Genomic DNA, 25,685 nt, shown 5'->3' with positions numbered 1-25,685 from the left:
GGTATCCTGTGAGTAGCCATGGCTGAAGATGCCCATTGATGGGCGAAAACCAAGGATCTGACCGTTAGAGCAGTTATGTCGTTAAACACATCACCACCATATGCCATCCGGCTCACTTCGTCGGCCAAATTAGTGTGATATTCTTTCCAGAAATGCTGTTGTATCCACGACATAAGGCGATGATTGATGGAGCAGTCTCTCAATTTTGAAATGTTGCGCAGCCAGTGGCCGGAACTGGCTGAACTCGCGTGTATGGCGGAACGCTATGTTCACTCCGATCCGGAAAGTTGTCTGGTCAAGCTGCGCAACTACACCGAATTGATGGTGCGCTGGTTGTATCGTCAGGAGCGGTTGCCGGAAGGTATTAAGGCTAATCTTTACGATTTAATGAATGCTGATGTCTTTACCAGCATGATGCCGGAAGCCATCATCATGAAAATGGATGCGCTGCGTATCCATGGCAACCGTGCCGCGCACGGCGGACGTATCAAAGCTAAAGATACTTACTGGCTGCTCAAAGAAGCGTATTTGTTGGGAATTTGGCTGTATGTTCGCTACGCCCACGGTAATGTTGATGACTGCCCCAAATTTACACTCCCTCCATTAACACAATCTTCAGGTCGTGCAGATGAAAAACGTCTGGAAGATGCAATCAGGGCTCAGGATGAAAGCCGTGAGCGCGAACTGGCGCTGCAACGCGCACTACAGCAAGAACAGGAAAAGGCCGAACACCTCACTCAACGCCTGAATGAAGCCAGAGCGCGTAACCAGCATGTTGCCGATATTCTCTCTATTGATGAAGCGGAAACCCGCCGTCGCCTGATTGACTCTCGCCTGCTTGCTGCTGACTGGAATGTAGGCGAAGGCCTTAAAAATACCGATCAGGTTACGCAGGAACATCCCGTTAAAGAACAACCTACCGCGACCGGAGACGGTTATGCGGACTATGTCTTGTGGGATGAGGCACACAAACCGCTGGCGGTGGTGGAAGCAAAAAAAACCAGCGTCAATGCCGAGCAAGGACGAATTCAGGCCCGGCTGTATGCAGACTGGCTGGAAAAAGAATACGACCAGCGTCCGATCATCTTCTACACCAACGGCTATGATATCTGGCTGTGGGATGACCATAAAACTCATGGTTATCCCCCGCGTCGGGTGTTTGGCTTCTACAGCAAGGAAAGCCTGCAATATCTTATTCAACAGCGTGAAACCCGTCTTCCGCTGAACAGTGTGCCGCACGTAAAAGATAACGAAGGTAAGGCCGTTGCCGGACGTTTGTACCAGCTTGAAACCATTGCCCGTGTCAGCGAGCGGTTTACCAACAAATACCGGCAATCGCTAATTGTTCAGGCTACGGGTACAGGCAAAACCCGCGTGGCAATAGCGCTAAGCAAACTAATGATTGATGCCCGCTGGGTAAAACGCGTCCTGTTTCTTTGCGACCGCAAGGAACTACGTAAACAGGCGGCGAATGCCTTTAATCAATTCACCAATGAGCCGCTGTATGTGGTCGGGAAATCGAAAAAAGCAGACAGGCAGAATGCTAGGATCTACATCGCCACCTATCCTGGTATGATGAAAATCATGGACCATTTCGATGTTGGTTATTTCGATTTGATCATCGCCGATGAATCCCATCGCTCTATCTACAACGTTTACGGCGATCTGTTTAAGTATTTTGATGCCCTCCAGATTGGCCTGACGGCCACGCCGATTGACATGGTGAGTAAAACCACTTTCGGCCTGTTTGGTTGTGAAGGACGTATTCCTACCGCCAACTACAGCCTGGAAGATGCCATCGCCGATAACAATCTGGTTCCCTATGAGGTTGTCACGCACACCACAGAATTCCTGCGCGAAGGCATCAAACGGGAGAAATTAAGCGACGCACAAATCCGCGAGCTGGAAGAACAAGGCATAGATCCCAATACGCTGGAGTTTGATGGCAAGGCGCTGGATGAGGCGATCTACAACAAAGACACCAACCGCTATATCCTGCGTAACCTGATGGAAAATGGCCTGAAAGATCGGGACGGCCAGTTGCCAGGTAAAACCATCATTTTCGCCCGTAACCACAAACACGCGCTGCTGTTGAATGAATTATTCGACGATATGTACCCGCAGTTTGCCGGGCGCTTCTGCCAGGTCATCGACAATTACGATCCCCGCGCCGAGCAACTGATTGATGATTTTAAAGGGCTGGATGAAAGCACCAACAAAGAGCTGACCATCGCTATCTCCGTTGACATGCTCGATACCGGTATTGATGTCCCGGAAATTGTGAATCTGGTCTTTGCCAAACCGGTCAAATCAAAAGTGAAGTTCTGGCAGATGATTGGCCGTGGTACGCGCCTCTGTCCGGGGTTGTACGGTTACGACGATAACGGCAAACCTCTGGATAAACAGAAATTCCGCATTTTCGATCACTGGGGCAATTTTGAGTATCACGAACTGCATACCGAAGAGGCCGAAGTCACAGCGACAAAATCGCTTGCACAAAAACGCTTCGAAGCGTGGGTTATGCTGGGGGCCGCTGCGCAACGTAAATTCGACAAACAGGCGGTGGATTTAGTTGCTCACCAGCTACGCGAGCAAATCAATGCACTGGATGAAAAGTCGATTGCCGTCCAGGAAAAGTGGCATCAAAAAGCGCAGTACAGCGATGAAAAAGTGCTGCGCCAGCTTTCCCCGAAAACACAGCAGGATTTGCTATCTGTCCTGGCCCCGCTGATGCAGTGGCTGGACGTGCGCGGGCAAAGCGACGCTATGCGCTTTGATATGGATATTCTGGCGGCGCAAACTGCCCGTTATACCAACCCGGAAGAGCTGGATGTGCTCTGGCCGGTCATCGTCGAAAAAGTGGAGCGCCTGCCGCCGCATTTGGCGCAGGTCCAACAGCAAGGACCGCGGATCAATCAGCTTCGTGATTTAGGCTGGTGGAAGCAGGCCAGCCTGGAAGAGCTGGAAGATATCCGCATTCATCTGCGCGGCATCATGCACCTGATGGAAAAAGACGCGACGCCGAAATTTGGTTCGATACAGGTGGATATTACCGAAGATGCGAACCTGATTCAGACGGAAAACCGCAAAACCAACATCCGCTCGATTGACTTCAAACTCTATCGCCAGCAGGTGCAGGGAGCGCTGGAGCCGCTGTTCCAGCAAAATCCGGTGCTGAAGAAAATCCGCAACGGCGAGCCTGTGACGCAAAGCGAGCTGGATGAACTGGCTAAACTGGTGCTGATCCAGAACCCTAACGTTGATATCCGGGCACTGAAAGAGTTCTACCCGCAGGCGACCGCCAGCCTGGATAAACTATTGCGTACCATCATCGGGATGGACAGCGACGCGGTGGAAGTGCGCTTTGCTCAGTTCGCCGCTGATAACAGCCTGACCAGCCAGCAATTGCGCTTCCTGTCATTGCTGAAAAACCACATTCGCGATTACGGCACCATTGAAATGCGGCAGCTCTTTGAACAGCCTTTTACGCATATCCACAACGAAGGCGTTACCGGTGTGTTCCCTGATATAGAGCAGATCGCCCGCCTACAAAAGATAGTCGAAGAGCTGGGTGTTGTGACCGACGCAGCAACGGTATAATACGCACATGACAAGCCCCGGCAGCGGGGCTTTTGTATTTAAAACAGGATATAAAAGCTAACAATGATCACTGGTGACTTAAAAAGTAAAATCGACGGCCTGTGGGAAGATTTCTGGGTGGGTGGTATCACCAACCCGCTGACCGTAATCGAACAGATCACCTATCTAATGTATTCCCGGATGCTGGATACTCAGGAACAACGCGACGAGAAGCGTAAACAAATCGCGGGTATTGATTTTAAACCGCGTTTTGCACCAGAACAGCAGGAGTTCCGTTTCAGTCACTATAGCAATCTTGGCTCGGATGAGATGATGGAAGTGGTGCGCGATGGTGTATTCCAGCATTTTCGTCAGCTCGGCCAGGCTGATGCGTCGAAGGTAACGCTGCTGGGCAACTTTATGAAAGATGCCCGTCTGGAGATTGTTAAGCCTTCATTGCTGACCAAAGCGGTTGAGGTGATCAAAAACCTGCCATTGGATCGCGGCGACACCAAAGGCGACCTTTACGAATACCTGTTAAGCAAGCTGACCACTGCCGGAATCAACGGCCAGTTTCGCACACCGCGCCACATTATCCGCACGATGGTTGAAATGATGGAGCCGAACCCCGCCCGCGGCGAGACGATTTGCGATCCGGCCTGCGGCACCGGTGGCTTTCTGGCAACCAGCTATGAATATCTACTGGAGAAGTACAGCTCGCTGGAATCCATTCATACCGAGATTGGCACCAACGAACGTGGTGAGCTGGAAGAGCAAAAAATCTTTACCGGCGATCTGTTGACCCCGTGGCGTAACCATGTGGATAACAATATGTTCCACGGTTACGACTTTGACACCACAATGTTACGTATCGCCGCCATGAACCTGATTATGCACGGCGTGGAAGCGCCGGATATCCACTATCAGGACACCATGAGCCAGAGCTTCAGCACAAACTTCCCGCAGGCCAGTAAAAACGCTTTCAACCTGATTCTGGCAAACCCGCCGTTTACCGGTTCACTGGACGAAGAAGATATCGACTCCACGCTGTCGGCAATGGTGAAAACCAAAAAAACCGAACTACTGTTCCTGGCGCGTATTCTGCAAATGCTGAAAGTGGGCGGGCGCAGTGCCACTATCGTGCCGCAGGGCGTGCTGTTTGGCTCCAGTAAGGCGCACCAGTCACTTCGCAAAACGCTGGTGGAAGATAACCAACTGGAAGCGGTGATCAACCTGCCTTCCGGCGTATTTAAACCTTACGCTGGCGTGGCGACGGCGATCCTGATCTTTACCAAAGGCGGTCAGACGGACGAGGTCTGGTTCTACGATCTGCAAAATGATGGCTACAGCCTGGATGACAAGCGTAACCCAATTAAAGACAACGACCTGCCGCATCTGCTGGCAAGCTGGAAGCATTACCGTACTTTACGCGGGCTGCCGGTTGATAACTTTATGGGTGAGAAGTTAGCCTCGTTGCTGAAACAGCAGTACCCGGAAGGGATTGATGCTGGCGTTGATTTTAAAGATCGCACTCAGGCGGCGTTTATAGTGCCAAAAGAAGATATTGCTGCCCAGAAATACGATCTCTCTATTAATCGTTATAAAGAAGTGGTGTATCAGGCTGAGGAGTATGAAGATCCGAAGGTGATATTGAAGCGGTTAAAAGATCTGGAAAAAGAGATTCTGGCGGATCTGGATGAGCTGGAGGGGATGCTGTGAAAAAAAATCAATTGGTCACACTTGGCAAACATATAGACATATTGTCCGGGTGTGCATTCCCTTCAAGTGGATTCAATAGGAACAATGGTGTTCCACTAATCCGTATTAGAGATATTCTTTCAGGAAAAACCGAAACTTATTATGAAGGCAGTTATGACTTAAAATATCTTATTAAAAAAGGTGATTTACTAGTTGGGATGGATGGAGATTTCAACCGTGAGTATTGGAAAGGTACTGATGCGTTGTTAAATCAACGGGTATGTAAAATTACGCCAAATCCTGAAACACTTGATAAAAATTTTCTATATCATTTCTTGCAAAAGGAATTGGATAAAATTCATGCTACAACAGATGTTGTGACTGTAAAACATTTGTCTGTAAAAAAGATACAAGATATTAAAATTAGGCTTCCTTCATTAAAAGAACAAAAACGCATTGCTGCTATTCTTGATAAAGCTGATGCTATACGCCAAAAGCGCGAACAAGCCATCAAACTGGCTGATGATTTTTTGCGGGCTAAGTTTCTAGAGATGTTTGGAACTCCTGCAAACAACATACATCGTTTCCCGAAAGGAACGATTCGCGACTTGGTTGATTCAGTAAATTATGGAACTTCAGCAAAAGCCTCTATTGATTCTGGTGAATATCCTATATTACGGATGGGTAATATAACATATCAAGGTAGGTGGGATTTTACAGATTTAAAATATCTTGATCTCAGTGTAAAAGAAAAGGATAAATATTTGGTTAAAGAAGGCGATCTTCTTTTCAATCGTACTAACAGTAAGGAACTTGTTGGTAAAACAGCTGTGTATGAAGAAGACAGGCCTATGGCATTTGCTGGATATTTAATCCGCGTTAGACCTAATTCTATCGGAAATAACTACTATATTTCAGGGTATCTTAATTCCATCCATGGCAAAATCACATTGATGAATATGTGTAAAAGTATTGTTGGCATGGCTAATATTAATGCACAGGAATTGCAGAATATAGAGATATTAATCCCACCTAAGCATCTACAAGATGAGTATGAGATTATTTATAAAAAAATAAAAAAAGGACTAAGCATTTATGATAAAAGCGCAATGCAACTTCAACTTTTAGCATCAAACCTATCGAATAAATATTTCATGTAAGGTTCATTATGAAATTAACTAAACTTGTACTTGAAAATTTCAGATCTGTTAGAGAGCGGCAGGAAATTGATTTTGCACCTGTAACATTACTATTGGGGCCAAACAGCGCGGGCAAGACTACTATTTTAATTGCATTATTTTATCTTCAACAAATATTAGACCGTGAGCAGTGTGATCCTATATATTTAGAAGCTATGGGGAACAGGCGCATAGATGGATTTAGATCTCTAGTCCATAATGGGGATCTGAATAATGTAATTACTATTGGTATCGGTTTCGATCCTGAACAAACAATAGGTGTAGAATATAAAACATATTTAGAAGAACTTGGTGATATTTTCGATATTCATTTTATAAAAATGAAAGACATTGCAGATGAAACTGAAAAGGTTTATGTAGAGTTTAAAATCGCATGGTCACAATTGCACAGAGCAGCATATATAAAGAACTATGCTGTTTCTATAAATAATGAATTTATTGGAGAGCTAAGTAATGATGAGTATACTAAATCATCTTTAGTAAATAGATTGAACTTTACTCATCCGTTGCTTCTTCCTATTGATTATAATTTATGGCTTGAATCTATTGATAAGGAAGGATTAGATACGATTGCCAGTGAATTTGAAATATCTTTAAATGACTTAATTCCTGGCTTAGAACGTAATAAAAGTGGTGCAACAGAGCGAGTAAAAACTGTTGATTATATATTTGAAGAAGATAAAGAAAAACCAATGTTTCCTGTTTTTTTAAAGACGAAAATTGGTGCGTTACCTCAACTGGGAAGAACTGTTGATACAAATTTGAAAGTTTTTGATATATCCGAGCCAGTTGAGTATTTTAATCGAGATATAATCACCAGAGTGCTAACGCAAGTTTTTACTTCTCCGTTAGATAAATTAAATAATTATTTAAAGGCTAGCGTATCTATTGGACCGTTAAGAATTATACCTGATTCTTCATTTACGCCAAATCCTTATCCAGAACAAAATGGATGGTTTGATGGTACATCAGCATGGGATAAGCTGTGTTTATCTCAACAAAATGATAGTGATTTGATTAAAAAAGTAAGTGATTGGTTTTCCAATAGAGATAAACTAAACACTAATTATAATATATTTAGTGGAGGAGAATTTGATATAAAAACCTCCCCTCAACTTTTAGGTCTGAAAGATAATGTTTACTTCTGTAAAATAGATTCAAGCCAAATGTTATTTCCAAATCAAGTCGGTGTCGGATTAACTCAGATAGCACCTCTTATTATTGCAGCCAATATAGTTCAGGATGGATTAATTGCTATAGAGCAGCCTGAGCTACATATTCATCCCGCTTTACAACTCGCTGTAGGTGATCTGTTTACCCAATATCCCCTTGATGTTAAAAGACCTATGTTTTTAGTCGAAACACATAGTGAGCACATTTTGCTTCGAATTTTAAAAAGAATTAGACAAACAACGGACAATGAATTACCTGAATCAAATTACCCAGTAAAACCTGATTTTATATCAGTGATCGTTTTCGAGGATAATAATGGTTCGACTGTTACTAGGAAAATAGATATTACTGATGATGGTGACTTCAAACAAAAATGGCCCAAAGGTTTCTTCGAAGAAAGAAGGGGAGAGCTTTTTTAATGTTCTACGAATGCGCCATTTCACCAGAGGCTTTGTTTGAGATCGCAATTGATCGGAGAAATTATCGTGACTTCATAAAAGGATTTTCTACGGGCGGTAACTTTCTCTATAGTGAATTACCAAAGCTGAAGAGAAATAAAAAACAATTGCTTGGGCTATTAAATGCTAATCATAGTGAACTTCAAAAAAAACGATTAGAGGACCTTATTATTTTTTTGAAAAATAATAAGGTTAGTAGGGTTTATGATTATGTTGGTGACATGTCATGGTCAGATAACATCTCTGCTGTAAATCGAATTGAACAATTTGATCATGTAGTGAGTTCTACTCCTTGTGATAACCTTGATGTAACTAATATAGATGATTTCTTTGGGTTAAATTATGCTCGGCAAAAAATTGTTGCTAGAATTGCTGAGGATATGATATCTATAATCTCACGCTTATTAAAAACATCAGAGCATATTATTATAGTTGACCCATACTTTAGTGACAAACAAAGATGGTGGAATGTATTTATTTCATTACTTAGCGTTAGTGCTAATAACTCTTATAAAAAAAATTTAAAGATAGATGTTATATTTGATGGGAGTAAAGAAAACTCCCCAACGGTGAATTATTTGGCTAATAAGTTGAACCGCGAAAACCTTGTCTTTCCAGACGATTTTAAATTATCAGTAACATTTAAGTCTTTAACTTCTCGCGAGGGTAATGAATGTCTGCATAATAGATATGTTCTTTCTAATGTTGCTGGAGTTTGTTTCATGCATGGTTTAGATGAGGGAGAAGGAACGGATGATGTCTCAATTTTGTCGAAAGAGGGATATAATAAAAGATGGGAACATTACACTACGAATAATGTTTTTGATTTAATAGAAGAGCGTGAAGTTATATGTTAAGTATTTCCCTTACTGTTTTCAATTAAATCCTACAAACTTATTAGGACCCTTTAAAATTTATTCAACACGCCAATAAAAAATCTAATTCTATTAATCTTGACCTGGTCTATCAAAATGATAGACCAGGCTTCTGTTATCTACATTACTTCTAGTGAAATAGCCAACCAATCGTCCCTATAAGGCAGGTTAAATAGTTTTAATTTAGCAAATTTGATAAACAACTCACTCGCCATTACCCCGATTGATCTTCGCATAGTCAAACGGCGTAATCGCTCTCTCCCGATTGGCATCCAGAAAATCTGCCCACCACTGCAGCATCAGCTTGCGCTCATCCAGATGCTCCGCTTTATGGATATACGCTGCCTGCACTGAGTTACGTCCATGTGGCTCATCTGACGTTCAGCCGCTTTATCTCGTGCTGTTCTGGTCTCAATACTTCCATGCCGTTGCAATTACCTCTTAAACCATTCCTTATCATTTTCATGTCTTCGATAAGAAATCTTCATCATTCATGATCGATTTTGTCGATCGATTCGATCGAATTTTCTCTTTTTACCTTGTCTTTTGCATGGTTTTAAAATGAGCAACCTTCTTTATCGGGTGGGGTAAGAACCAACGGAGATGATTGAAATGAAAAAGGTTATTGCTGTTTCAACACTTGCAATGGCAGGCATGTTTTCGGCCCAGACTCTGGCTGATGAGAACAAAACTGGCTTTTATGTGACCGGTAAAGCCGGTGTTTCTGTTATGTCACTTTCAGAGCAACGTTTCGTTGATGGTGAAGGGGCATGGGCGGATAAATACAAAGGCAGTGACAAAAGTGATACGGTTTTTGGCGCAGGCCTTGCGGTGGGATACGATTTTTATCAGCACTACAATGTGCCGGTGCGTACTGAAGTGGAGTTTTATGGCCGCGGTAACGCTGAATCAAAATATCGTCTGAGTTATTGGGAAAGTGCCGGTGGTGCCGAGTTCGATGATGCACAGAACAAGCTCAGTGTAAACACGCTGATGCTGAATGCGTATTATGATTTCAGAAACAGCAGTGCATTCACGCCATGGATATCTGCTGGTCTGGGTTATGCACGGGTTCATCATAAAACTTCGTACATATATACCGATAACAGCCCGGCAGGCAGTGAAGTTTATTCAGCTTCAGCGTCAAAATACGAAAACAACCTGGCATGGAGCCTGGGTGCCGGTGTTAAATACGATGTGACGCAGGATTTCAGCCTTGACCTCAGCTACCGGTATCTGGATGCAGGGGATTCCACTCTGACTTATAAAGATGAGGATGGTGCTAAATATAAATCCTCTGTTGATGTCAGAAGTAACGAGTTTATGTTAGGTGCAACATATAACTTCTGACAGCCATTTCTGCCTGCGCTTTGGAGCACAGTAAAGTGCAGGTATGACAAATCAATAACAGATATCCTGATGATATTCTCCCTCTGGCAACTAATAATTTCAGATGAATGAAATATAAATAGAGCAAAAATATTACTTTCGTTGATTTTTTACAGGGGGCAGGTAGCGCGCAGTATGGTTGTCAGTCTGTTAAATGAAAAAGGACTGTTGTTGGGACACGTTGTTTTTTGTCATATCAGCCCTTCCGGAAACAATAAACCGTATTACGAAGGAGGCTCCCGGACATCTGGTTTAAAGTTTGAACATAATCAAATAAAAATCTGTTGCCGGAGGGCGTAGTTTTGTGGAACTGACAAATGATGTCAGGAGTATTTATATAATTCACTTACACAAGAGTAATACTACAGGTGCAGTGATTTATGGTTGACTCAACGAGAAATCGCTCAGCGGAGCGTTTGATTGATATCCTTGTTGAATTACAAAATTATGGCGTGGTCAGTCGCTATAATTTGATGAAAAAATACAACATCACTGAGCGAACAGCATATCGTGATCTGAATATGCTTTCTCCCTTTATTGAAGCCTGTGGCGATGGAAAATACCGGCTTATTTCGGCAAGAGCAGGAAACCAGAGCAAAGAATCACTGCACAAATCTCTGGCCAGGTTACTGGATACTGATGCGATTTTTCCTGAACGGGATGAAGGTTTCTGGCAGAAATTAGAAAACAGGGCAACCGAAAGGCATATTCGTGTTCAGTTTCATAACCCTGAGCACACCATCAGGGATGATTTAAGAAAATATCTTGATGTTCTTGAAAAAGCGATCTGCAACAGTAATGTTTGCCAGATTGCATATGCCGGTAAGACCAGAATCGTTCATCCCTATAAATTAACTAATCAGAGAGGTATATGGTATTTGCTGGCTACTGAAGAGAACAAGTTAAAGTCGTTTTCATTAGCTAAAATAAAATGGCTGGATATAAAAAAAGAAAAGTTTGCAAAGAGTGATGAAATCCAGTCACTGGTAAGTGAGTCATGTGACCCGTGGGTGAGCGACAAAACATTTGATGTTGTGTTGTTCATTTACAGTAATATCGCCCATTATTTTTTGCGACGGGACTTACTTCCTTACCAGCAATTGCTACACAAACATGACAATGGCATTACGCTGTCATGCAAGGCTGCACATAAAAATCAAATTGTCCCGTTGATTTTATACTGGCTACCGAATGTTGAAATTATTGAACCAGTATGGCTGAAAGAAGCCGTGTTAACAATGTTAGGAAAATACCTTACTGCTGAGAATGTTTCCTGAAATATTTCAGTTGACTGATGATAAAGCAATCTGTACAGGAGGAAAAGAATGGCGTTACCTTTTATTATTTTGGGTGTGGCTGCCGGCGCTGCGGCATTCGGCGGAAAAAAAGCTTACGATGGATATCAAAAAAAGTCAGAAGCAGAGGATATCCTCGAAAAAGCAAAAGAGCGTTACGAGGAGCATAAAGAAAAATTTGAGCAGGCTGAAGCTCAGACATCATCAAAATTAACAACGCTCGGAAATAAAGAGCTTGAGATTGGTAAAGATTTCAGTGAGTTCGACAGGATTGCTGCTGAGCTCCTGGCGCGTCTGGAAAAAGAGGGCAATAAAGACCTGAAACTGAGTGTCCCGCAACATAACATCAATAAGATTCAGAACCTGGCCATTTCAGCGACAGAATATCTCAGTACGGTCGTTGCTGCCGGAGTTTCCGGGGCTGCTGCGGGTTTTGCTGTGTATAGCGGAGTGATGGCATTTGCTGCGGCTTCTACAGGTACACCCATTGCAGCGCTTTCTGGTGCCGCGGCTTATAACGCGACGATGGCGGCAATTGGTGGGGGCTCACTGGCTGCAGGGGGCATGGGAATGGCCGGCGGCGCAATGGTATTAGGCACCGCAGTGGCTGCACCGTTGATTGCCATTGCGGGCTGGGCTTACGACAGACATGCGACGAAAGCTCTTGAAAATGCCCATCAGTGTGCCTGCGATGTTGCACGGGCAGTTAAGAAAATGAATCTGGCCCGGGAGCATTTTGCAAAAGTTAATCAATACGTTGATGAAATTCTCGCTGCACTGAACAGAATGCATGCTGTATTTATTAAACACTATTTTGAGCCGCTTAAATCCATGCATTCTGTTATTACAGAACAACAGGATATCAGTGTATCAGATGAAGTCATTGTGCTTATTGACCATGGATATTCACTGGCCGCTATTATGACGGATATTATTACAACGCCACTGTTTAAACCGCGGAAACAGGAAAATGGTGAGGCAGTGATAAAAGATAACGTTATTGAAATGGAAACGGATGATAATGGAATGAACGTTATTAATAAGGATGAGCTGGATGATGTACTGGCCAGTTCGGTTGTGAAATTTGATGATTTTTCATCCCAGAGTTAATGATTTACCGGGCGTTAAAGCCCGGCTTTACAAGAAGTGAAATAACATGAATGTGGAAAAATTTGACTGGACAGAAGAGTTACATCAGACCATGGTGAAGAGCCTGGTTACATCATTCGGGCTGGATTTTCTGTTGCTAAATGATCGTAAGGGTGGTGATGTTGACACTATCCATAATGTGCGTAATGGCATTTATGCCACGGAGGCTGAGCGACAGCGGTATGAAGGTCGTGGCGAATATGATTCTCATCATTACCACAGCCATGAGAACTATATCGCGACGAACCGGGAAGGAAAGCGTGCGCATCAGGCAGGGACTCTTACTGATGCATATACAGGCGAGGTGTTTGCTTCTGACGACAAAAAAAATCTGGATCATATTATTTCCGCTAAAGAAATTCATGATGATCCGGGGAGAATTCTTGCTGAACGGGATGGTGCAGAACTGGCAAATGACGCTTCAAATCTGGCATTCACTCATGAGTCGCTCAATAAATCAAAGAAAGCAGACTCAATGGATGCGTTTATTTGCACGCTGCAGAAAAACAGAGAAGATACGTTAAGGCAGATAGCAGAGCTTGAATCTCAGGCAACGCTGACAGAAAAGGAAAAGAAACGTCTGATAAGTCTGAGAAAAAAAGCTGATGCAGATACTGAGCGTATGGAAAGGGCTGATAAATATGCCCGGGAAAAATATGAGGCCACGATTAATCAGAGCTATTACCTGAGTAGTAAGTTTGCTACTGCTGTCGCCAGTGCTTCGCTTAATTCCGGTTTTCGTATGGGGACGCGACAGATGTTGGGGCTTATTCTTGCCGAGATCTGGTTCGAACTGAGGGAACGAATCCCGCATATTATCAGGCAGCAACGGAACTCATTCAGCGCCGGCAAATGCCTGTCCGAAATAACGTCAGCATTACGTGCCTGCCAGGAACGAGTACAGGAAAAATTCAGTTCTTTTTTAATTGCCTTTAAAGATGGTGTCATCGGAGGGATACTGTCAGGTATTACCACAACGCTGTTAAATATATTCCTGACAACGGAAAGAATGATTGTCCGGCTTATCAGGGAAATGTGGAACAATCTCGTTCAGGCCTTTAAAGTCCTGGTATTTAATCCGGAGGGATTATCGCCGGGGCAGTTAGCCAAAGCGGTCACTAAACTGATAGCAGCAGGTGTGGCTGTTGCCGGAGGGGTGATGATAAATGAGGCGATGGCGCAGATCCTTATTTTCCCATTTGGTTCAGAGCTTGCTGCCTTTTGTGGTGCGCTGACGACAGGTATTCTCGGGCTGGTGATGAATTATTATCTCGAATATAGCGAGGTTATGCAGCGGGTATGGGCATTTCTGGACAAATTTAAGGACAAATTCCAGCGGTCACTGGAATACTTTCAGGCAGTCAATGCTGAACTTGATCGCTATCTTGTGGAACTTACTGCACTGGAATTTTCTGTTGATGCTGCCGAGTTAAATCATTTTTCACTTCATCTGGATAGCGTAAACAGTGAGATAGAGCGCGGACTTCTGCTGAGAGAAGAAGTCCGCCGACGAGGGATTGCGTTGCCGTTTGAGTCAGGAAATGTGGCTTCTGTTCGTGACTGGTTAAATAAGCGATGAAATTACACCCTCCATTTCCCTGTAACCAGTGTGGGGCCTGTTGTCGTCATGTCAACAGGGCGGGTGAAACGCAATGTCTGGATCGTGGTGACGGTATTTGCCGTTACTATCAGACTGATTCTCATTTGTGTGCAATTTATGATAAACGCCCACAGATTTGCCGGGTTGAAGACCAGTATTTACTGAATTATCAGTCTCAGTACAGCTGGCAGGAGTTTATTGCATTAAACCAGGCCGCATGCCTTATTCTGAATAAACTGTAATACCATTAATGGCGGCGTCAGTACAGAAACTGAGAGAACATAAAGCAGTAAAATGTCATACCGTTCAGCAGCCAGCGTTGCCTTCCCCGGCTGCTGTTATTGTAAGGCATTTTCGTTAAGAATGCAGAAGGAGAGGAGCGTGAGATTGCTGTTAAAAGGGCTCGTCGGAATGGCGCTGGCCTGGCTTGTTATTGGTTTCGGGATGGAGTTATTTTTTCTCGCCGATCGGGTTCATCCGGCATTAAGAGTAATCGTTGGCCTGGGGATGTTATTCCTGATGATAATGATTGCGGGTGGTATGTGCGGTTCTCTTCTGTCACGAAAGAAAACATCATGACGTTCCTGTTTACGCCGCTACATTTGTGGTGGCTTTATGATTATTCAGAATAATGAATTCACCTGTCGCGGCATGTTCAGCGACCAGCGCCGGACAGAAATATCGCTTTTTCTCAATTATTATGAAAATTAATCTTCCGTTCATACACTGGTCACGGATTAGCAATGATAAGCGCCTCGTGTTATCAGTGGTTGTCTTTACCCTTTCTAATCTCCTTGTATCCTCAGGAGCGCATCTGATTTACCGGATATTATTCTTTATCCTGGCACTTCTTATTATTAAGGCAATGAAATCGATTACGTTGCGTTTGATTCTTGCCTTCCCGTTCACATTACTGACTGCTGCAGATATCAGTATCAGCCTGTATTCATGGTGTACATTTGGCACAACATTTAATGATGGTTTTGCAATCAGTATCCTTCAGACAGATCCTGATGAAGTAATAAGAATGTTCAGGATGTATGTTGTTTATGTTATCGCATTTATTATCCTCTTTTTATTGTTCTTCTGTTCAGCAATAAATAAAACGTCCTCATTGCCATCGGAAAAGGTCACGGTAATTACATTTTTATTGTTAATTACAGTAACGTTATATTCTTCCTTCCAGTTTGCGTTGAAGAAACAGTATCAAATAAATGAAGTTGATCCTTACATAGTCGCTTCCCGGTTTGCCACATATACCCCTTTCTTTAATCTGAACTATTTTGCACTGGCCGCAAAGGAGCATCAGAGATTAATGACGATTGCTGATACCATACCTCACTACGATCTGGTGATTACGGATAACAACACTGACGTATTTGTTCTGGTGATTGGTGAATCTGCAAGGACTGATAACATGTCCATTTACGGGTATTCGCGCCCTACCACACCAGAGCTTCAGAAACAGAAATCACGACTGAAACTGTTCACTCAGGCAATCAGTGGCGCACCTTACACCGCGCTGGCTGTTCCACTGGCGTTATCTGCCGATAGTGTACTGCATCATGATATCCGTAATTACCCTGATAACATTATCAACATGGCGAATCAGGCGGGGTTCGATACCTGGTGGCTCAGTGCGCAGTCCGCTTTCCGACAGAACGGAACGGCTGTGGCCAGTATCGCCATGCGGGCCAGAAACAGAATTTATGTCAGAGGCTATGATGAGTTACTGCTCCCACACCTGGCTGAAGCACTGAACAGTAATCCGGGGAGCAGGAAACTGATTGTTCTGCATCTGACGGGCAGCCATGAACCGGTTTGCAGTAACTGGCCCAGAGATAAAGCCGTGTTTAAACCGCTGGATACAGAAGAAGTCTGTTACGATAATTCCATTCATTATACCGACAGTTTGTTGGGACAGGTTTTCACCATGCTGGAAACGCGTCAGGCATCCGTCATGTATTTTTCAGATCACGGTCTGGAGTATGACCCGACAAAAGAACATGCCTATTTTCATGGTGGAATAAAACCCAGTCAGCAGGCTTATCATGTTCCGATGTTTATCTGGTACAGCCCGGCACTGGGAGAGCATGTCGATCGCCAGACGGTGAACAGCGTTTTTTCCACTGCGTATAATGATTATCTGATTAATGCATGGATGGGCGTAACCAGACCGGCTCAACCGAAAACGCCGGAGGAGGTGATTACCCGCTGGCAGGGGAAATCCGTGGTTTTTGATGCCAGTCATAACGTGTTTGATTACAAAGTATTACGAAAGAACTTTAATGAACTCCAGGAATAATTCGTTAAAGTAATTTACGACTCTATTCTTTTTTAAAGGAAACTTTCAGAAAATGCCCCCAGGGCGATAACCTGGGGAAGGGGGACTGTGTTATTACTGGTGGATAAATTATTACTTGTTTGAAAGATACACTAATGCAATATCTACTGATGCTGGATGCTTGAGTGTTTCATTCCTGCTGCTGAAAACGGCAATATCCAGGGCCAGACATATTCACCGTTAATATTTCTGCATTTCTGTACAATTTCCTCAGAAAGTGTCTCATCAATTCTTTCCCGCAACAGCTTCTGCTGTCTTAAAATGCTTTCGCATATTTCGAAATCATCTTCCTGCATCAGCATTTCGGCGCATTTAATGATTTCTGCTCGTTCATGCAGCACAGAGGAATGGTTATAGAGCCAGTTTACAAACAGCAATGCTTCCGGATATTGTCCCCATAATGGTGAGTATGTTGCATAGTAATCTTCTGCCGTATCCAGAGAGCCGGAGAAGTTATGCCGCACAGCAAGTGGAAATGGATGCAAATTTCCGCACAGCATTTCCGCGATGTAAGTGTTTGTAGCAAAGCCATGACGAAAAGCTGTGGCAGCCTTAACATGTTCCCCATTCAGAAAATGCAGAAGACCAAGTTCATACCAGTAAGGTGAAAATTCATCAGCATGCTCTTTCAGTACACTGAAGGCTTGCTTATGATCGCCTGTTCGTAACAGTTCTGAGCCCAACAACCAGCGGGCACCCTGATTATCTTCAGGATTGTATGCCAGTATTTTATCAGTGAGCATAACCGCATCCTGATGACGCTGTAAGTGCACATTTGCGAGAATTGTTGCATAAAGCGCGCGCAGATAAGGGCGGTTTTCGGGATGCATCCAGATGATTTCACCACTGAAACTTTCCGGGATGAGACGATTACCTGCCGCCAGTCCTTTAAGAGCGGCGTTCAGTGCCTTACGCGGGGCATTCTGCTCCAGAAATGCATATGCCAGATGAGCGTGTATATCAATAAAGTCAGGCTCCTGTTGAGCAAGGCGTCTGAGTTTGTTGATATAACCCGTCTCACTGATTTCATCAGTGTCGTATGCATCAAGCACTTCTTCAAACTCCCCCAGTAATGGGCCAAACCAGGTATCCGGAAATACGAAACGACCCTGGTTATTGTTCACTTCAAAGCGGGTGATGCTGCCAACTTACTGATTTAGTGTATGATGGTGTTTTTGAGGTGCTCCAGTGGCTTCTGTTTCTATCAGCTGTCCCTCCTGTTCAGCTACTGACGGGGTGGTGCGTAACGGCAAAAGCACCGCCGGACATCAGCGCTATCTCTGCTCTCACTGCCGTAAAACATGGCAACTGCAGTTCACTTACACCGCTTCTCAACTCGGTACGCACCAGAAAATCATTGATATGGCCATGAATGGCGTTGGATGCCGGGCAACAGCCCGCATTATGGGCGTTGGCCTCAACACGATTTTACGTCACTTAAAAAACTCAGGCCGCAGTCGGTAACCTCGCGCATACAGCCGGGCAGTGACGTCATCGTCTGCGCGGAAATGGACGAACAGTGGGGCTATGTCGGGGCTAAATCGCGCCAGTTCGCCCGGATGTTGGGACTTGAACCGAAGAACACGGCGGTGCGGAGTCCGGAGAGTAACGGCATAGCAGAGAGCTTCGTGAAAACGATAAAGCGTGATTACATCAGTATCATGCCCAAACCAGACGGGTTAACGGCAGCAAAGAACCTTGCAGAGGCGTTCGAGCATTATAACGAATGGCATCCGCATAGTGCACTGGGTTATCGCTCGCCACGGGAATATCTACGGCAGCGGGCCAGTAATGGGTTAAGTGATAACAGGTGTCTGGAAATATAGGGGCAAATCCACTGCATGACAAAGTCATCGGGCATTATCTGAACATAAAACACTATCAATAAGTTGGAGTCATTACCGACGAAGCGATAGCGATAATGACTGAAAGCGGAAAAATAAAAACAAATTGAATAATGTGTTTGGTAATGAATTTATCGGGGGGAATTGGGCATATCTACCGCTTACGTCGAGCCGCTCACACCCGGTCAATGACCTGACAATCTCCCGGCAAGTCCCGACGTCGGGACTTGCGCCCCTGACACCGAAAAATAGCAGGAACCCGCTCGCTACGGGTCCTCAGCTCAGTGCAAACCTGACTCAGCTCCTGCATTGCATCCCCGAAATTACCACACTCAGTACTTCATCACCTGCCACCAATACCCGTGTCAGTCCTTCGTGACCTGACGCAATTACCCGACTCAGAGCTTCAGAGTCAGCCGCCGGTACCTGCCCGGTGCTCGCCCCTGCGCAACCAAGATAAATCGACCATTGGCAGACTGCGATCATTCGTATGCATCGCTGATGACGCGCCCGAAAAACGCGTTAATGTAAGTGTGGAACAATACTTTGTTACTATGCATCAAAAAAAGTATTTGAAACGTAATCGGGCACCGTAACGATCATCGGTAATGTCACAATTACTATATCTACAGTTACTATCCAGAATTGAGTAATAAGCCCCGAGGTAAATATTAAAGTTCTCCATATCCATCACATTAGCAAACTGATAAGATGCATGAATGGTGTGAATGTTGTATATTCCTTCACCATCAATCCAGCAACCATTATTACACACGACACCACTAAATTCATCAATCTTATTATGTGCGTAGATATAACCCAGTTCGAAACGTTTCCACAGAGCATTAATACTGGCAGTGAAATCTTTCTCATTACTGGCATCCAAATAGGCGGTATTAAGAGTAACCACGATGCCATTTTCCGGATCTGTTTTCAGACCGTTCCATGTCATGCTAATACCATAACCGGAACGATTGGACTGATCGACAAAATTCCCCTTATTATCGGTATAGCCATAAGCATTTTTTACCACGTTCGCTTCCATCGCTGCGGAGACTGTGAATTCTTCCGTTGGCGACCAGGCAATTACCGGGCGCAGATAAGCGACATTTTTCTGCTGCTCCATATATCGTCCATGATAATTACCGTTATTATATAAAGATGTTCCGTCTTCAAGTAACGTGTTTAACTCAAAATACCAGTTATCGAGTTGTTTACTGATGAGGAAATTACCACCAGCGTCAGAACGACCGCGTCCCTCTTTCATCATATAGATATAACCACGGCCATCAGCATAAATATCATTAGCTGTATTACCGGAATACTCAATGAAAGTATCCTGATTTAGAGGGAACATATCGTAAGCTTCAAAACGACCGACTTTCACTTTCCACTCGTCATCTTTTCCAAAAAAGAATAATGCATCATCAATATTCACTGAACCGTGCATATCCGCCAGTGGTTGTGCTGAAAATCCAGCGAAATAACCATTATCAAGCTTACGGGTACCGTCAAAACCTAATAGAATACGGCCATTAAGGTCCCACCGTTCATTCACTGACTCACTGTTCGCCCCGGAACTTATCATTACTAACTGACCGGGTTTACTGGCAGCATCTATATTAAACTCCACATCACCATAAAACTTCAAATCATTGTAACCAGAGAGCAGAAAACCTGGAGAAGATGTTTTTTCTTTTGTTGACTCAACTACTGCATAGCTGTTAGCATCTTTTTTATTCTGCTCTGAACTAATTTGACGTATTTCAGAATGTTGTTCTATATCAAAACTCTTTAACATTCTTTCTGCTTTTTCCGCCCTTTTTTCTGCAGCTTCCAGGCGTTCTTCCAGCAATGCCATTCTTTGTTCAAGCGTTAGCCCCCCTGTTTTTGCTGCACACGCATTGTATTCCAGTAATAAAAAAAGAGATAAACCCAAAAGTAACTTATTCATTTTACCCCCTTAAATAAAAACAAATGTGGGTACTCTTATATTCTCTGTATCAACACAAAATACCATTCATATTCTTCACCAGACTGGTATATATAATCGCAACACATTACCAAAAGCACACAGCAAAGATAATTAATGTGTACTGGCAAAGTAATGACAGATAATGTCAGAAAAAATACTGATATCGATATGTCTCAGGTCAGCATCCATAAAGTGCCATCAGTTAATATCGCATCGCCATGAGCGGCATATAACGATAATTGTCTCGAGTCCGCTTGCGGATAAATACGACTTGATAAGGTTGCCTCACCATCGTTAACAAACACTTCAACAGATGAACGATCCAAGAAAATACGAAGAGTCAGATATTCTGTATCAGGAAGTTCAACACTGCGGTAACCATCCAACCCTTCCTCAGGGTAATAGCGCCACAGTACCAGTCGCCCGGCCTGATTATCCACATAAAGTCGCAGACCGTCTCCAAGGCGGACGCCATAGTGCTCCGCATGACTGTCAACCGTATGCCACGTCACCAATAATTCTGCGGCCTGTACATTTTCGGTCAGTAATTGCAAACCCTGTAACCTTACAGGGGATAATGGCTGGCATTTTTTGCGCAGAGATTCGACTTCACGCACAGGTCGCTGGCACAGCCGGCCATCGCGCTCAAAAACCTCTCTGGGCAGCGTCAGACATCCTGCCCAGGCTTCACTGCGGGTGGGCACGGGTGAATCCCACATATTCATCCATGCCATAATGATACGCCTGCCGTCCTCAGCCAGCATGGACTGTGGAGCATAAAAGTCATGACCATAATCCAGCTCTTCAAATCCCCCTTTCAGCGCAAAGACAGAACCAGGCTTCCAGCTCCCTGCCAACACACCGCTCTGAAAAAGGTTACGGAACCGATAACCGGAAGGGGGCATCCCCTGTGGTGAGAACATCAGCCAGTGAAAATTACCACACCTGAAGAAATCGGGGCATTCCCACATATAACTTTTTCCGGCTGCGGAATGAGCAAGAACATGCTCCAGATGCCAGTCCCGCAAAGATGTCCCGCGATACAACAGAACTTGCCCATTGTCAGAAGCGTCCCGGGCACCAATGACCATCCACCAGGAGCCGTCTTCGTGCCAGACTTTGGGATCACGGAAATGCATTATACCTTCCGGAGGTGTCAGCACACAGCCCTGCTTCTCAAAGTGAATACCATCATGACTTGTAGCCAGACACTGTACTTCACGGATAATGCTGTCATTACCACGATCATCGAGACAAATATGACCAGTATAAATAAGTGATAGCACGCCATCATCATCCACGGCACTCCCTGAAAAACAGCCATCACGATCATATTTATCTCCGGGTGCCAGCGCGATAGGTTCGTGTTGCCAGTGCAACATGTCGGTACTGGTGGCATGCCCCCAGTGCATTGGCCCCTGATATGCGCTTGCAGGATGATGCTGGAAGAACGCATGGTAACGCCCATTGAAGTAAATAAGGCCATTTGGATCATTCATCCAGCCGGCAGGTGGAGCCAGATGAAAAATCGGGTACCAGGCATTACCACGACGTGCGCAAAGTTTTTCAAGGGCAGACTGTGCCAAAGCAAGACGCTGTTTCATCAGTTAATCTCCGAATGCGCTGCAGGGGCTTTTTCTACAGAAGGGTGTACGCTCCCGCGGGAAGAACTCAGCGTGAAAACTGATATCACGGTAACAGTCAGAGCAATCATCCCGAGCACAAAATACGTATTCTGGAATCCCATACGATCATACAGGTGGCCGGCAAAGGTAGAGAGAAGTATTGCAGCAAGTTGTTTGGAAAACTGAAAACCTATTAAATAAACGGTCGCTGACAGTCGGGTGTCAAACACTGCCGTAATATATTTGAACGCCCCAACCAGCAAAAATGGAACTTCAAGAGCGTGAAGCATTTTCAGAATCACCACTTCTGTCGCGGTGGTGGCAAAAGCAGAACCGGTAATGCGGATGGTCATAATTCCCCCCGCAACAAGCAGGGTATTTTTGGCACCAATGCGATGAATTATCCATGGTGTACAGAACATGATAATGGCATTACAAATCTCCCCCGCAGTGGTAGCAAATCCGAATGCTTTTATTCCTGCCTGAGGAGTGTCAAAGAATGAACGAAAAAATGTGGCAAACTGCTGATCAAATACATCATAGACACAGGCCACACCAATCGTGTAGAGAACAAACATCCACATCTGACGCATGCGAAACAGGCTGAAGACCATTCTGGTCGAAATCAGGGAAGAATTGGCACCCAGTGTATTCATAACCATTGCCGTCTGGCTGGTACTGGGGCGCGCCAGAAACAACAGAAGAAGCAACAATAATGCGCTTCCTGACCCCATCCAGAAAACCAGAGAAGGATCGACATTAAAAAGCATTCCAGCCATAGCCGCACATAACGCCCAGCCCAGACACCCGAACATCCTCGCTTTACCGTATTCAAATCCACGACTGCGACTGACCCGCTCTATATAAGCTTCAATAGCTCCGGCACCTGCAGAAAACACAAAACCAATAAAGACACCGCCAGTCAGTGCGCCTGCCCAGATATTGAAGCGCAGCAGGGGCGCAAATACATATAAAAAAAAGGGGGCGAAAAATACAAGTAACAGGCTGATACTCCAGATCAGGTTTTTTTTCAGTCCCAGGCGATCTGATATGACCCCAAGCAATGGCTGGAAACTGATGGCAAACAGAGAAAGACATGAAAAGACTATACCTGTATCCGTTTTACTCAGTCCGACCACATCGGACAGCCATACAGGCAAAAACGGAAAACAGGTTGCCATGATGAAAAAGTAGAGAAAGAAGAACAGACCGAAAATCCAGAAATCGGGATTTTTATGCGTACTTGCAGAATTCATTATTCTTACCCTCACGGGATAATATTGAGAAACAGGACGGAGCTGAGGCTCCGTACCTCTCTTCACACAGCTCTTTCAAGTGCTATCAAAATCGCACTCTCCGGATCCAGTACGGGGAGCTGAATCCCTCCCTGTGCCAGCCATTCACCACTGGCCTCAAGGCTCTGATTCATCCAGACAGGTAATTTGCGCATGGTATGACCGCCTTCACCAACCACCTGGAGGTCCGGGTGATCAATAACCCGAAGCCGGTAACGCACTTCCGCCGCCAGACCGGGAAAACGAAGTATGCCTGGTAAGGTGTAATCCGGCATTGCAAGCTGGCTGATCATAAAAAGTGCCTGAGACTGATCAGGGCTGACGACTCCCTGAACCTGTATCGAAGGATCTGGCATATCCACACGCCAGAGAACTCCTGTATGAATCAGTTGTCGCCATTCTTTATAGAGCAAGGCATACCGGCGATAACCGTCAGATTCCTTCGCATCTGCGGCCACCGGATCCAGCTCCAGCCCCATATGGCCGAACAATGCCGTCAGCCCACGAAAAGCGATGCTGTGCTGCCGGAAAGTTGCATGGCAGCGGCGATGGCCAATATGCGCCCCCATCACCTCAGGAGGGAAAAAGTAACTCATGCCACGTTGTATGGTGCAGCGCTCCAGGGCATCATTATTGTCAGATGCCCAGAACCGGTGTGTGCGTTTCAGGACTTCGAAGTCAATACGCCCCCCACCGGAAGCACAGGACTCAAACTCAACATGTGGAAAACGTTCACGGAGGAGATCAAGCAATCGATAGAACTGACGGGTCTGTGCATCTGCTGCCGCACGGCCTTCATGCCCTGCCTGTACAAGCTCACGATTCATGTCCCATTTCACATAATCAACCGGATGTTCTCCCAGTAACCATAAGAAACGTTCATAAATGTAAGCAAAGGCCTCTGGAATATTCAGGTTAAGAACATACTGATATCTTCCGGTTGGCTGGGAATATCCAGGCATTGACAATACCCAGTCAGGATGAAGACGAAACAGGTCAGAATCCGGGTTAATCATTTCCGGCTCAACCCATATGCCAAATTCCATACCGAGAGATTTCACATGTTTAATAACCGGCATCAGCCCGTTCGGGTATTTCTGTTCATCGGTATACCAGTCGCCCAGAGCCGCGCGGTCATCGTTACGTCCTTTAAACCAGCCATCATCAATAATGAAACGTTCAACGCCCAGTGCTGCTGCACGCTCAGCCATCTGCATGATGTAATCAGGATTGTGATTGAAATAAATACCTTCCCAGGTATTGAGATGTACAGGGCGGGGTTTTTGCTCAGGGAAACGGATAATTTCATCACGCAAAAAACGATGGTATTGCTGACTCATTCCATTCAGGCCATCCGCAGAGTGGCAGGCATATAGCCACGGGGTGTACAGGGTTTCATTCTTCCTGAGAGCCTTCTCACCCGGCATCCACAGAGCCTCAGCCTGAACGTAACGCCTGCCGTCAGTTTTTGCCTCACATCTCATGCGGTGATTTCCACTCCACCCCAGATGCACAGCCCACACCTCTCCCTGTTGTTCCGAGAAGCCTGGCGTGCCGACAATCAGCGCCGGAAAATGCTCATGAGATGTCCGCCCTCTGCGATTTTCCAGAACAAAAGCATCATGAGTGAGACGTACCCTGTGCGGCTGAAATTCACGAGTCCAGCGTCCGTGAAAAGCCATGACTTCTTCCGCACGTTCCGCTAAAGGTAAAGTGATGGCGAAACGATTTATCTGCCAGTCCCCCTCTCTGAGGTTGGTCAGTGCATGACGAACTTTCAGAATTCCTGATGGCGTCATCACCAGCTCGCTGACCAGACGCAGGCCGGCTACCGAATCTTCACTGGTAAGTCTCAGAGTGTTTTCGGTATGTTCCACGTCAACTGTATAAAAAACAGGAGATGCATCCAGCCCATTCCTGTGTCCTTCCAGTCCCGGAGAGCTAAAAAGTCCCAGGGCATTTTCAGCCATCAGTGTTAGTGGCGTATCAATATCCAGACGACCATTCGCAACCGGTCTTTCCAGGCTGGCACAGTCATCCGGTGAGAAATGTTTCAGTGCAGAGCCCCACCAGATAATTTCTGCATGTGGACGGGTTTTAATAATTAAATCAGAGCGAGGACTGCTCAGTCTGCAGTACTTTGAAACCATAAGACATTCTCCTTTCTCAGGGATGCCTTACTGTTGA

Annotated in this window: 18 protein-coding genes and 1 pseudogene; 13 read left to right on the top strand and 6 right to left on the bottom strand. The window is 45.0% G+C overall.

Going from position 1 to position 25,685, the window contains the following annotated elements:
- The first annotated feature begins 186 nt into the window (after positions 1-186).
- The 5 genes from EOS97_RS05020 (at position 187) to EOS97_RS05000 (ending at position 8,964) form a co-directional block, all read left to right on the top strand.
- Positions 187-3,600, top strand: a complete 3,414-nt coding sequence (locus tag EOS97_RS05020; RefSeq protein ID WP_000438165.1) for a DEAD/DEAH box helicase family protein — start codon at positions 187-189, stop codon at positions 3,598-3,600.
- A gap of 63 nt (positions 3,601-3,663) precedes the next feature.
- Positions 3,664-5,298 (top strand): class I SAM-dependent DNA methyltransferase, encoded by a 1,635-nt coding sequence (locus EOS97_RS05015; protein WP_000627728.1) that lies wholly within the window; start codon positions 3,664-3,666, stop codon positions 5,296-5,298.
- A complete protein-coding gene (locus EOS97_RS05010) occupies positions 5,295-6,437 on the top strand; it encodes a restriction endonuclease subunit S (protein WP_000742120.1) in 1,143 nt (380 codons plus the stop codon). Before EOS97_RS05015 ends, EOS97_RS05010 begins: the two co-directional genes overlap by 4 nt.
- Positions 6,438-6,445: 8 nt before the next feature.
- Complete coding sequence (locus tag EOS97_RS05005; protein ID WP_000778955.1) at positions 6,446-8,068, top strand: AAA family ATPase; 1,623 nt, start codon at positions 6,446-6,448, stop codon at positions 8,066-8,068.
- Complete coding sequence (locus EOS97_RS05000; RefSeq protein WP_000499115.1) at positions 8,068-8,964, top strand: hypothetical protein; 897 nt, start codon at positions 8,068-8,070, stop codon at positions 8,962-8,964. The genes EOS97_RS05005 and EOS97_RS05000 overlap by 1 nt, the downstream gene beginning before the upstream one ends.
- Positions 8,965-9,186: 222 nt before the next feature.
- On the opposite strand, the pseudogene EOS97_RS04995 reads toward EOS97_RS05000, so the two are convergent.
- Positions 9,187-9,365 (bottom strand): annotated as a pseudogene (locus EOS97_RS04995) (integrase); the annotation flags it as partial.
- Between the two features lie 229 nt (positions 9,366-9,594).
- Here EOS97_RS04995 and EOS97_RS04990 point away from each other — a divergent pair.
- The 6 genes from EOS97_RS04990 (at position 9,595) to EOS97_RS04955 (ending at position 16,720) form a co-directional block, all read left to right on the top strand.
- Positions 9,595-10,332 carry an outer membrane protein gene (locus tag EOS97_RS04990; protein ID WP_001398114.1) on the top strand — a complete coding sequence of 246 codons (738 nt, stop codon included), beginning with the start codon at positions 9,595-9,597 and terminating at the stop codon, positions 10,330-10,332.
- Positions 10,333-10,751: 419 nt separating this feature from the next.
- Positions 10,752-11,648: a YafY family protein gene (locus tag EOS97_RS04985; protein WP_000228490.1), complete on the top strand. Its 897-nt coding sequence runs from the start codon at positions 10,752-10,754 to the stop codon at positions 11,646-11,648.
- 48 nt (positions 11,649-11,696) lie between these two features.
- Positions 11,697-12,776, top strand: a complete 1,080-nt coding sequence (locus EOS97_RS04980; protein ID WP_001207396.1) for a hypothetical protein — start codon at positions 11,697-11,699, stop codon at positions 12,774-12,776.
- 46 nt (positions 12,777-12,822) lie between these two features.
- Positions 12,823-14,394 carry an ATP--cob(I)alamin adenosyltransferase gene (locus EOS97_RS04975; protein ID WP_001100182.1) on the top strand — a complete coding sequence of 524 codons (1,572 nt, stop codon included), beginning with the start codon at positions 12,823-12,825 and terminating at the stop codon, positions 14,392-14,394.
- A gap of 402 nt (positions 14,395-14,796) precedes the next feature.
- Positions 14,797-14,994: a hypothetical protein gene (locus EOS97_RS04965; protein WP_001238004.1), complete on the top strand. Its 198-nt coding sequence runs from the start codon at positions 14,797-14,799 to the stop codon at positions 14,992-14,994.
- Between the two features lie 52 nt (positions 14,995-15,046).
- A complete protein-coding gene (locus EOS97_RS04955) occupies positions 15,047-16,720 on the top strand; it encodes a sulfatase-like hydrolase/transferase (RefSeq protein ID WP_025492097.1) in 1,674 nt (557 codons plus the stop codon).
- 143 nt (positions 16,721-16,863) lie between these two features.
- Here the strand turns inward: EOS97_RS04955 and EOS97_RS04950 are convergent, their stop codons facing one another.
- Entirely contained in the window at positions 16,864-17,898 is a 1,035-nt protein-coding gene (locus tag EOS97_RS04950) for a tetratricopeptide repeat family protein (RefSeq protein ID WP_032153697.1), read from the bottom strand.
- Positions 17,899-17,947: 49 nt separating this feature from the next.
- Here EOS97_RS04950 and EOS97_RS04945 point away from each other — a divergent pair, with 49 nt between their 5' ends.
- Entirely contained in the window at positions 17,948-18,223 is a 276-nt protein-coding gene (locus EOS97_RS04945; RefSeq protein ID WP_023181049.1) for an IS1 family transposase, read from the top strand.
- Complete coding sequence (locus EOS97_RS27455; protein WP_021547728.1) at positions 18,142-18,585, top strand: IS1 family transposase; 444 nt, start codon at positions 18,142-18,144, stop codon at positions 18,583-18,585. The genes EOS97_RS04945 and EOS97_RS27455 overlap by 82 nt, the downstream gene beginning before the upstream one ends.
- 577 nt (positions 18,586-19,162) lie before the next feature.
- Here the strand turns inward: EOS97_RS27455 and EOS97_RS04935 are convergent.
- The 4 genes from EOS97_RS04935 to EOS97_RS04920 form a co-directional block, all read right to left on the bottom strand.
- The gene (locus tag EOS97_RS04935; RefSeq protein ID WP_001037798.1) at positions 19,163-20,557 is read right to left on the bottom strand and encodes a carbohydrate porin; all 1,395 of its coding nucleotides are present in this window, start codon (positions 20,555-20,557) and stop codon (positions 19,163-19,165) included.
- 194 nt (positions 20,558-20,751) lie between these two features.
- Complete coding sequence (locus EOS97_RS04930) at positions 20,752-22,182, bottom strand: glycoside hydrolase family 32 protein (protein WP_000813678.1); 1,431 nt, start codon at positions 22,180-22,182, stop codon at positions 20,752-20,754.
- Positions 22,182-23,459, bottom strand: coding sequence for an MFS transporter (locus tag EOS97_RS04925; RefSeq protein WP_001083368.1), 1,278 nt, complete (start codon positions 23,457-23,459; stop codon positions 22,182-22,184). Before EOS97_RS04925 ends, EOS97_RS04930 begins: the two co-directional genes overlap by 1 nt.
- A 62-nt stretch (positions 23,460-23,521) precedes the next feature.
- Positions 23,522-25,648: an alpha-galactosidase gene (locus EOS97_RS04920; protein WP_000253907.1), complete on the bottom strand. Its 2,127-nt coding sequence runs from the start codon at positions 25,646-25,648 to the stop codon at positions 23,522-23,524.
- Positions 25,649-25,685: the final 37 nt, after the last annotated feature.

It is taken from the genome of Salmonella sp. SSDFZ54, from assembly GCF_004010735.1.
Taxonomy (GTDB): Bacteria; Pseudomonadota; Gammaproteobacteria; order Enterobacterales; family Enterobacteriaceae; genus Salmonella; species Salmonella enterica.
The sequence above is the reverse complement of the archived record's forward strand: the minus strand, read 5'-3'. Positions and strand labels throughout refer to the sequence as shown.

Bases quoted from the DNA above. Each gene is read 5' to 3' on its own strand.
- EOS97_RS05020 (WP_000438165.1), top strand. From the start codon at position 187: ATGGAGCAGTCTCTCAATTTTGAAATGTTGCGCAGCCAGTGGCCGGAA.
- EOS97_RS05015 (WP_000627728.1), top strand. From the start codon at position 3,664: ATGATCACTGGTGACTTAAAAAGTAAAATCGACGGCCTGTGGGAAGAT.
- EOS97_RS05005 (WP_000778955.1), top strand. From the start codon at position 6,446: ATGAAATTAACTAAACTTGTACTTGAAAATTTCAGATCTGTTAGAGAG.
- EOS97_RS05000 (WP_000499115.1), top strand. From the start codon at position 8,068: ATGTTCTACGAATGCGCCATTTCACCAGAGGCTTTGTTTGAGATCGCA.
- EOS97_RS04990 (WP_001398114.1), top strand. From the start codon at position 9,595: ATGAAAAAGGTTATTGCTGTTTCAACACTTGCAATGGCAGGCATGTTT.
- EOS97_RS04985 (WP_000228490.1), top strand. From the start codon at position 10,752: ATGGTTGACTCAACGAGAAATCGCTCAGCGGAGCGTTTGATTGATATC.
- EOS97_RS04980 (WP_001207396.1), top strand. From the start codon at position 11,697: ATGGCGTTACCTTTTATTATTTTGGGTGTGGCTGCCGGCGCTGCGGCA.
- EOS97_RS04975 (WP_001100182.1), top strand. From the start codon at position 12,823: ATGAATGTGGAAAAATTTGACTGGACAGAAGAGTTACATCAGACCATG.
- EOS97_RS04955 (WP_025492097.1), top strand. From the start codon at position 15,047: ATGAATTCACCTGTCGCGGCATGTTCAGCGACCAGCGCCGGACAGAAA.
- EOS97_RS27455 (WP_021547728.1), top strand. From the start codon at position 18,142: ATGCCGGGCAACAGCCCGCATTATGGGCGTTGGCCTCAACACGATTTT.
- EOS97_RS04935 (WP_001037798.1), bottom strand. From the start codon at position 20,557: ATGAATAAGTTACTTTTGGGTTTATCTCTTTTTTTATTACTGGAATAC.
- EOS97_RS04930 (WP_000813678.1), bottom strand. From the start codon at position 22,182: ATGAAACAGCGTCTTGCTTTGGCACAGTCTGCCCTTGAAAAACTTTGC.
- EOS97_RS04925 (WP_001083368.1), bottom strand. From the start codon at position 23,459: ATGAATTCTGCAAGTACGCATAAAAATCCCGATTTCTGGATTTTCGGT.
- EOS97_RS04920 (WP_000253907.1), bottom strand. From the start codon at position 25,648: ATGGTTTCAAAGTACTGCAGACTGAGCAGTCCTCGCTCTGATTTAATT.